An 8,718-nucleotide genomic window follows, 5' to 3' on the forward strand; every position below is an offset into this window, starting at 1 on the left:
ACCTCCCGGTACCCGAGCTTGCGGTAGAACCCATCCAGCCCCTGCCCATCCCGCACGGTCACCTGCAGTGCCTCCAGCCCCAGTGCGCGCCCAACCGCCTCGGCCTCCCGCATGAGCGCCGCCCCGTACCCGCGCCCCTGCGCTCCGGGCAGCACCATCACCCGCTTCAGCACCCGCCAGTGCGCCTTGAGGGTGAACCGGTTGTCCACGATGATCAGCAGCGCCACCAGCAGCCCGTCATCCCAGCCCGCGATCAACCGGTCGACGCCCGAAGCCACCCCGGCGAACGCCGCCTCAGCCACCGGCCGCACCAGGTCCACTGTCACCGGGGCAACAAAACCAACAGCCCCGCCCGCATTGGTGACGTCGGCCCACAGTTGAACGATGTCCTCGCGCAGCTCATCGGTCAGCGGGGGATCGAGAACGAACTCAAGCGCCATGCCAGCCATCGTCCTGGGCGCCGCACCGCCCCCGCCGACGGCTCAGACCAAGGTGACCCGGGTCGCATCGGACAGCAAGGTCCGGCTCGGAAGTGCTGGTAGGGCCGGCGGGACTCGAACCCGCACTTGTAGGTACCTAAAACCTATTCCTCTGCCAATTGGGATACGGCCCCTGGTGAGTCCCTACTCTAAGGCCGCCCGCCGGTGAAATTGAACCCGGGTGGTGACATGGCACGGCGGCCGCCTCGCGGATCAGAGCCGCATGACGGCCGCCGTGGGTCGGCGGTCCCCTCCCGGAGGGACTTCTCAGTAGCGGAACATCGCCAGGCTCTGCTGCAGGTCGTGGGCGACTCGAGCCAGGTCGTCGGCGGCGTTCGCGGTACCGGCGGCCGCCTGGGTGGTTTCGGCAGCGGCGTCGGCTACCTCAGCCACGTTGCTGGAGATCTCCGTTGAACCGGTGGCCACTTCGCCGACGTTGCGGCTCATCTCGTTGGTGGTGGCGGTCTGCTCCTCGACGGCCGCGGCGATTGCGCTCTGGGTGGCGTTGATCTGGTCGATCACCGCTCCGATCCCGGCGATCGCGGCCACCGCTGCCGAGGAGTCGGCTTGGATGGCGCCCACCCTCGTACGGATGTCCTCGGTTGCCCTTGCGGTCTCCTGGGCCAGTTCCTTCACCTCGCCCGCCACCACCGCGAAGCCCTTGCCCGCGTCTCCGGCCCGGGCTGCTTCGATGGTGGCGTTGAGCGCGAGCAGGTTGGTCTGTTCGGCGATGCCGGTGATCAGCTGGACGACCGACACGATCTCGGCGGAGGACGTGCCCAGCTTGTGCAGGATCGCACCGGCCTCGGCGGAGATCCGGACGGCCTGGTTGGCCACGTCGGCCGCGCTGGAGGTGCTGCGGGCGATCTCGGTGATCGAGCTGCCGATCTCCTCGGCGCCGGCCGACACGGTGGTGATGTTGCGGCTGATCTCCTCCGACGCCGTGGACACCGCCTGGGCGCGGCTGGCCGAGCGGGCGGCCGACGAGTTCATCCGGCCGGCGACCTGGGTGAGCTGCTCGGACGAGGTGGCCAGGGTGGTCACGTTGGTGCCGATGTCGCGCATTGCGGCGGTGAGCCGGTCGAGCGCGGTGTTGAGGGCCTCGCCCATCCGGCCGACCTCGTCGCGCCCGCGCACCTCCAAGCGCTGGTCGAGCCGGCCGTCGGCGAGCGCTTCGAGCACGGTGACGGTCTGACGCAGCGGAAGGGCGATGGCGCGGCTGACCGCCACGGCGACGGCGATGGCGAACGCGAGGCCACCGGCGACCAGGCCCCACGTGAGCACCTGGGCCATCCTGGCGTTGCCGCTCGCCGCGGACTTCTCCCGGGCGGCGGCCTTGTCCTCGATGCCGGCGAGGTTGTTCAGGGCCACGGTGATCTTGCTGGTCAGCGGGTCGATGTAGTTGTTCTGCACGCCCAGGTAGGTGCCCAGGCTGTTCTGCTGCGCGGCGGGCACGAGCTGGGCGTCACGAACCTTGCGGTACTCGGTGATGCCGGCCAGGAACGCGGCCCGGTCGGTGGCGGTGCCGGCCGCGGGGTGCGCGACATACGCCTTCCAGGTGGCGTCGATCGTGGTGTCCAGGCGCTTGATCTCGGTCTGCACGCTGGTCACGTCGGTCAGCGCCGAGCGCAGAATCAGCTTGTTGGTCAGCGCGGTGGCCTGCTGCACCTCGGCGCGGACCTCACCGAGGCGGGCGATGGCCTGCAGGTTCCCGTTGTACATGCTGTCGAGCCGCGAGTTGGCGCTGCCCAGCTCGACCAGGCCGGCGCTGCCGACAACAACGACGAGCAGCGCCAGCAGGCCGAAACTGGCAAAGAGCTTCTGCGCAACGGTAAGCCGCCGCAAGAGCCCGGGGCGGCCACGCGAAGGCCCGTGACGGCGACGCGACAGGCCGCGTGGCAGGCTGACGCGCGCGAAACGGCGGGGCGGCTTGGCGGCGGCAGTCGGCATCGGCGTCTCCTGGGGCGCACGGGGGTTACCACTCTGTTCGGCACCCGCGCCCGGAATCCGCGGTTTCTGACCCGGTGTTTCAGTCGATGCCGAGATCCCGGCGCAGCTTGGCGACGTGCCCGGTGGCCTTGACGTTGTACAGCGCCTTCTCGATCGCCCCGCTCTCGTCGATGACGAAGGTGGAGCGGATCACGCCGGTGACCGTCTTGCCGTACAGCTGCTTCTCGCCGAACGCCCCGTAGGCCGTCAGCACGCTCTTGTCCTCATCGCTGACCAGGGGGAACGTGATGGCGTCGCGTTCGCGGAACGTGGCCAGCTTGGCCGGGGTGTCGGGGGAGATGCCGACTACCTCGTACCCGGCGGCCTGCAGCGAGCCGAGGTTGTCACGGAAATCGCAGGCCTGCGTGGTGCAGCCGGGGGTCATGGCGGCGGGGTACACGTACAGGATCACCTTGCGGCCGCGCAGGTCCTTGAGCGCAAGCGTGTCACCGTTGTCGGTGGGCAGGCTGAAGCCGGGAGCCGGGTCGCCGGAGGAGAGTCGTTCGGTCATGCGTCCGAAGATATCCGGGACGGTGCGCTCGCTCGCAGGCGCAGCACCGCGGCCACGGCAAGCCCGGCACCCGCACCGATCGAGCTGAGCACTGCCACCCGCGCCAGCCAACCCGGTCCGGGGAAGTTGATGACGGCCTGCCGCAACACCCCGGCGTCGTTCAGCCCGCCGAAAATGGTCACGGCCACCCCACCGAGCAACAGCATGAAGGGGGTACGTCCACGCGTGGCCAAAACCCCGGCAACGATCGCCAGCACCCCCGCCGCAACCGCCGGAGCCTGTCCACTCACGCCGATGATCGCGCGCGTCAGGGCGTACCCGAAACCGATCGTGCCGGTGAGCAGCGCAACCGGCCCCGCCCAGCGGAACCGCCGCCGGCCCAGGCCACCCACCAGCGCGGCCAGCACCACCGCACCGGCCCACCACAGCCACGCGCGCGGCGGGGGTTCCCAGGTCAGCATGCCGGTAACGGTGAAGACATGCGCGCCGATGCGCAGGGGTACCGCCCAGTCCCGCAGCTTGTGCGGCTGCGACGGGTCCGCCTGAGCTTGGGGTGGCAGGCCGGGGGAGAGCCAGTGGGTGCGCTGGTCGTGCCACCGCACACTGGTCTCGCCGGACACCTTCCGCCAGGTGGGGGCCGCGGTGGGATCGGCGCTCGGCGGCACCGGGGAGTCGCCGTCCAGCGTCGCGTTGGAGTAGGTGGCCGGCGAGCTGGTGTTCTCGTAGGTGCCGTCCGGTCGTACCGCTAAGTAGGGCTCGTTCTGATAGCCCAGGATCTCCACGGTCTTGCCGGTGTGGTTGACCAGCTCCAGCCGCGCGCCCGCCTCGACCGCCCGCACGCTCAGCCCGGTCACCGGCTCGCTCAGCCCACCGACCTGCGTGCGGTACGCGGTGGCATCGGGCGCGTCCCCGCCATGGGCCATCGCCGGGCCGGCCGGCACGAGCAACGCCCCGGCCAGCCCAGCGACGAACAATGCCGCCCTTACTGCGCCGCTGCGTCCACGGCCGCGGTCAGACCGGCCGCGCTGCGGTCCTGCAGGTTCGTGCCGGCGACCTTGACCGTCGGTGTGCTTGTCACCCGGCGCGATGCCGCGGTGTCGGTGACCTTGGTGGCCCACGCCTTGTACGTCCCGTCGTCCACTGCCTTGGCGAAGTCATCGCCGAGCCCGACCGACTTGCCGAGCTCCACCAGCTTCGCATCGTCCAGCCCGGCGCTGCCCTCGGCGGGCTGGTTGGCGAACAGCACCTTGTGGTACTCGGCGAACTTGCCGCCCACCGCGGCGGCGGCCGACGCGGCTGCGGAGCGGGTCGAGTACGCGGTGGACGAGGCGTCGTCGAGGATCGCGATGGGGTGGTACTGCACGGTCACCTTGTTCGCGGCTACCAACTGGTCGATGGTGCCGGCCACCGAGCTTTCGAACTGCCCGCAGATGGGGCACATGAAGTCCTCGTACACGTCGATCTTGACCGGCCCGGTGCCCACCGCGAACGCCGTCCCGTCGTCCACCGCGACGCTCGGGGTGACCAGGTTGGCCGTCTTGTTGTCCTCCTGACCGGCGGCGATGCCCCACCCGACCAGCCCGGCGATCACCAGCACTGCCACCACGGCGACGGAGGTCCAGATCGTGACCTGGCGGCGCCGCTCGGCCGCCCGCTGCTGCTCGACGATCCGCTTGGCCTGGGCCCGGTCCTTCGTGGCTTTGCTCACTGCACGTCCCCCATCAAGATGCCGTCCACCGAATAGCGGGTCCGCGGCCACCACAGCAGAATCCCGGCGAGCACAAGAAAACCGACGTCCCGCACGATGTCCCAGCCGTACGTGGGGCTGGCTCCGGCGCCGAGTTCCCCGCCGGAGCTGAAACACCCGCAGTCGATCTGCAGACCCCGCGACCAGGCCGAGATGATCCCGGCGATGAAGATCAGCAGCAGCGCCGCCGAGATGCCGGCGCTGAGCCGGACCGCGAGGCCGGCGAGAAGCAGCAGACCCAGCGCGATCTCCAGGAACGGCTGTACCGCCCCGATCACCTTGGCCACGTCATACGGGAAGATCTGGTACGCGCTGACGGCCCGCCCGGACGCGGCCAGGTCACCGACCTTGAGGCCGCCGGCGATCAGCCAGACGGCCGCCAGCCCCAGCCGGGCCACGGTCGACACCCACGGCAGCATCACGGCCCTGCGCGCAGACAGTCCGGTCTCCATGCTCACGCTCCCTTAGTCGACGCGGAGCGCCGTCAGGTTCCGTCCTACTGCCTGAGGTTTGGCTGTGAGTCAGCTTGCCTGCGCGGCGGTTACCGCGGTGACCAGTTCGTCGCGGGCGCGGGCCACCCGGGAGCGGATGGTGCCGACCGGGACTTCCTCGACCTCGGCGGCCTCGGCGTAGGACAGGCCGAGGACCTGGGTCAGCACGAAAGCCGTACGCCGCTCCTCAGTGAGCCGGCCCAGCAGGTCAGCCGCGCCCAGGCGATGCGCCGGGTCGGGCTGCTGCGGGCGGTCCGTCCAGACCTGCGCGGCCAGAGCGGCGTCGAGCTTGCGGCGGCGGACCACGGCACGCAGGTGGTCGGCGCAGGTGCGGCGGGCGATGCCGAGCAGCCAGGTACGTACCCCCGCTCGGGCTTCGAACGATGGCAGCGCCCGGAACGCCCGCAGAAAGGTCTCCTGGGTCAGATCATCGGCCGCCCCCGGATCGACCAGCGCCGCGGTGAACCGCCAGACCTCGGCCTGCGTCCCCCGGACCAGGGCGGCCTGCGCCGCGCCGTCGCCGGACCGCGCCCGCAGAGCAAGCGCGGTGAGCGGGTCGCTGGCAGTCACAAGCGCAGATGGTACGCCCGCCGCCGACCCGGATCTGCGACCACCTTTTGGCTCCCGGCAGCGCATCGGGGAGCATTGCTGACATGACGCTTGATCGACGCCGGGCGGCTGCGGCTGTCGCGGGGCTGCTGTTCGGGCTGTTCTGCGCGCTTCTGGGCCCCGCAGCCCCGGCCAGCGCGCACGCCGCCCTGGTGGCCAGCGACCCGGGCAACGGGAGCATCGTCCCGGACGCGCCCAACAAGGTCACGCTCACCTTCAGCGAATCGGTGCAGCTGATCTCCGGCAAGATCCAGGTGCTCGCCCCGGACGGCAGCCGCGCCGATCAGGGCGGCCCCCAGGCCGGCGGCGGCTCGGTGACCATCCCGCTGCGCTCGGGCGGCGGGCGCGGCACCTACCTGGTCAGCTTCCGCGTCGTCTCGGCGGACAGCCACCCGGTCGGCGGCAGCATCACCTACTCGGTCGGCGCCGCCTCGACCCCGCCCACCGAGTCCCAGGCCGCGGAAAAGGTCGACCCGGTGGTCCGGGCGCTCATCCCGATCGGCAAATATCTCGGCTACGCCGGGCTCGTACTGCTGGTCGGCCCGATCCTGGTGCTGGCGCTGCTCTGGCCGCAACGACTGTCCCGGGTTGTCCCGGCTCGCCTGGTGTGGACCGGCCTTGGCCTGGTGCTGGGCAGCACCGTGCTGGCGTTGTGGCTGCAAGCGCCGTACACCACCGGCACCGGCCTCTTCGACGTTTCTGTGAGTGATCTGCAGGATGTGCTGGGCAGCACGTTCGGTGCCGTCATGCTGGTGCGCCTGGGCGTGGTCATCGCGTCGGCCTTCCTGCTGCGCCCGCTGCTGCGCGGCTCCGGCGGCGACTCCAAGGCAGACCTGGCCCTGCTCGGCGTTCTCGGCGTCGCCGCGCTGGCCACCTGGCCGCTGACCGGGCACCCTACCGCCTCGCCGGTCGCCGGGGTCTCGGTCGTGGTCGACGCGATCCACCTGGCCGCGATGTCGGTGTGGCTCGGCGGCCTGGTCATGCTGGTCGGCTTCCTGCTGCGCCAGGCCAACGAGCGGGAGCTGGGGGCCATCCTGCCGATCTGGTCGCGCTGGGCGGCGACCGCGGTGGCCGCGCTTATCGTGGCCGGCTCGGTGCAGGCGCTGATCGAGGTCGATACCTTCAAGGGGCTGTACGGCAGCACGTACGGCCGGCTGATCCTGGTCAAAATCGGGCTCGCCGCCGTGGTGATCGGCGTGGCGGCGTACTCGCGCAATCTCGTGCGCAACCGCACCGCCGAAACCGGCCCCCGAACCCTGCGCCGCGCCGTGCTCGCCGAACTAGCGGTGACCGCCATCGTGCTCGGCGTGACCGCGGCCCTGGTCCAAATCCCGCCGCCCCGCACCGCGGAGGCGGCCCAGACGGCTGCGGCGACCACCACTGTGTCGCAGACCATCAAGGGCGATTCGATGTCGCTGCAGGTCGACGTCTTCCCGGCCACAGTAGGCAACAACTCCCTGCACCTCTACGCCTACACCCCCGACAACAAGCCGCTGCCGGTGGTGGAGTGGACGGCCACGGCGGCGCTGCCGGCCAAGGGGATCGAACCCATCGAGGTGCCGCTGCTGCGCATCACGGACTTCCACGCGGTGGGTGACATCGCGCTGCCCGCGGCGGGGGACTGGACGTTCAAGTTCACCGTCCGCACCAGCGACATCGACCAGTCGACGCTGTCCATGACGGTCAAGATCTCTTAGTCGGTACGGGCCTGCCAGGCCTCGGGGTTCGGTTTTGCAGGGGATGGCCGGACGACACCCGGACCTCGCCTCGCTCGGGCCACCCCTGCGAAACAGAACCCAGCCGCGGCTCGTACTCCATCGGGCCGCGGCTCCCCTTTGTGCCGCGCTCCCTTTGTGCCGCGCTCCCTTTGTGCCGCGCTCCCTTTGTGCCGCGCTCCCTTTGTGCCGCGCTCTCCTTGCGCTGCCGCTTTCCCTTTGTGCCGGAGCCCTTTCCCTCTTTGCCGGAGCCTTTCCCGGACCCTGCGCCGCCGTCCCTTTCCCTACCCCCGCGACACCCAATAGCGGCCCAACCGCCGGTTTATCCATTTTGGCGGTATTTCGGTCTGTATGGTCTCCGCAGTACCACCGAGAAGGGGGAGATCGCGATGCGGGTGTTCCGCACGATCCTCGGCATGCTGTTGCTGACCGCCGGACTGCCCGCGCTGCTGGCCGGAGGCGCATTCTGGGCCGCCATGCAGCACCGCGACGCGGGTGGGGCCTTCAGCGGGAGCATGCAACGCGTGGCCACTTCCGGGTACGCCGTGGTTGTCGACGACGTTGACTCGATGCTGGGCAGTGACGCCCCGTTCGCCCGCTTCGGCGACACCAAGCTGAGAATCACCGCAACCTCGTCGAACGCCCCGGCCTTCGTCGGCCTGGCGCCGCGCGACAAGGCGGCTGCGTACCTGCAGGATATTCCGCGTATCTCGGTATCCTCGATCGACCTCGGGACGGGCGCGCTGCCCGTGACCAGCCAGCTTGTACCCGGCACCCGGGCACCGGAAAAGCTGCCCTCGCGGCAGACTTTCTGGCTGGCCAGCGGCGTCGGCGCCCTCGACTGGAAGCCGTCGGACCTGCGCGACACCCCGTACAGCCTGATCATCATGAACGCGGCCGCGCAGCCCGGCGTACGGCTGGAAACAACCGCGGCCCTGAGCCCCGGCTGGCTGAACCAAGCCACCTGGGCCCTGCTCATCCTCGGCACCCTGCTGGTCATGGGCGGCATGATCATCCTCGGCTGGCCGGCCCGCCGCCGCGAAGTGGTCTACGTGGTCGAACCCAGCCAGGTCCCCGACCTCATGCAGGCCATCGGAGCCCCCCTCCCCCTGAGCCGCACCGCCGGCGGCCGACACTCGGCGTCCCACCGCCCCAGAACCCTCGCGGACTCCAAGCC

General features: G+C 70.4%; 9 protein-coding genes and 1 tRNA gene. 2 read left to right on the forward strand and 8 right to left on the reverse strand.

Going from position 1 to position 8,718, the window contains the following annotated elements; genetic code table 11:
- From TFC3_RS05980 to TFC3_RS06015, 8 genes are all read right to left on the reverse strand, one after another.
- The coding region (locus tag TFC3_RS05980; protein WP_067506055.1) for a GNAT family N-acetyltransferase at window positions 1-440 on the reverse strand (440 nt) is incomplete at its 3' end.
- Between the two features lie 96 nt (window positions 441-536).
- A tRNA-Leu gene (locus tag TFC3_RS05985) sits at window positions 537-613 on the reverse strand.
- Between the two features lie 133 nt (window positions 614-746).
- Window positions 747-2,429 carry a methyl-accepting chemotaxis protein gene (locus TFC3_RS05990; RefSeq protein WP_082771872.1) on the reverse strand — a complete coding sequence of 561 codons (1,683 nt, stop codon included), beginning with the start codon at window positions 2,427-2,429 and terminating at the stop codon, window positions 747-749.
- A 79-nt stretch (window positions 2,430-2,508) separates the two neighbouring features.
- Window positions 2,509-2,979 (reverse strand): thioredoxin-dependent thiol peroxidase, encoded by a 471-nt coding sequence (gene bcp, locus TFC3_RS05995; protein WP_067496697.1) that lies wholly within the window; start codon window positions 2,977-2,979, stop codon window positions 2,509-2,511.
- Window positions 2,976-3,953, reverse strand: coding sequence for a hypothetical protein (locus TFC3_RS06000; protein WP_067496702.1), 978 nt, complete (start codon window positions 3,951-3,953; stop codon window positions 2,976-2,978). Before TFC3_RS06000 ends, bcp begins: the two co-directional genes overlap by 4 nt.
- An 8-nt stretch (window positions 3,954-3,961) precedes the next feature.
- A complete protein-coding gene (locus tag TFC3_RS06005) occupies window positions 3,962-4,687 on the reverse strand; it encodes a thioredoxin domain-containing protein (protein ID WP_067496705.1) in 726 nt (241 codons plus the stop codon).
- Window positions 4,684-5,178, reverse strand: a complete 495-nt coding sequence (locus TFC3_RS06010) for a MauE/DoxX family redox-associated membrane protein (RefSeq protein ID WP_067496708.1) — start codon at window positions 5,176-5,178, stop codon at window positions 4,684-4,686. The genes TFC3_RS06005 and TFC3_RS06010 overlap by 4 nt, the downstream gene beginning before the upstream one ends.
- Before the next feature lie 69 nt (window positions 5,179-5,247).
- Complete coding sequence (locus TFC3_RS06015; protein WP_067496711.1) at window positions 5,248-5,787, reverse strand: sigma-70 family RNA polymerase sigma factor; 540 nt, start codon at window positions 5,785-5,787, stop codon at window positions 5,248-5,250.
- Between the two features lie 83 nt (window positions 5,788-5,870).
- On the opposite strand from TFC3_RS06015, the gene TFC3_RS06020 reads away from it, so the two are divergent.
- Window positions 5,871-7,523 (forward strand): copper resistance protein CopC, encoded by a 1,653-nt coding sequence (locus tag TFC3_RS06020; protein WP_067496713.1) that lies wholly within the window; start codon window positions 5,871-5,873, stop codon window positions 7,521-7,523.
- 407 nt (window positions 7,524-7,930) lie between these two features.
- A partial coding sequence (locus TFC3_RS37795; protein ID WP_067496716.1) for a hypothetical protein occupies window positions 7,931-8,718 on the forward strand: 788 nt, incomplete at its 3' end.

The sequence above is a fragment of the Actinoplanes sp. TFC3 genome (assembly GCF_001553785.1).
Lineage (GTDB): Bacteria > Actinomycetota > Actinomycetes > Mycobacteriales > Micromonosporaceae > Actinoplanes.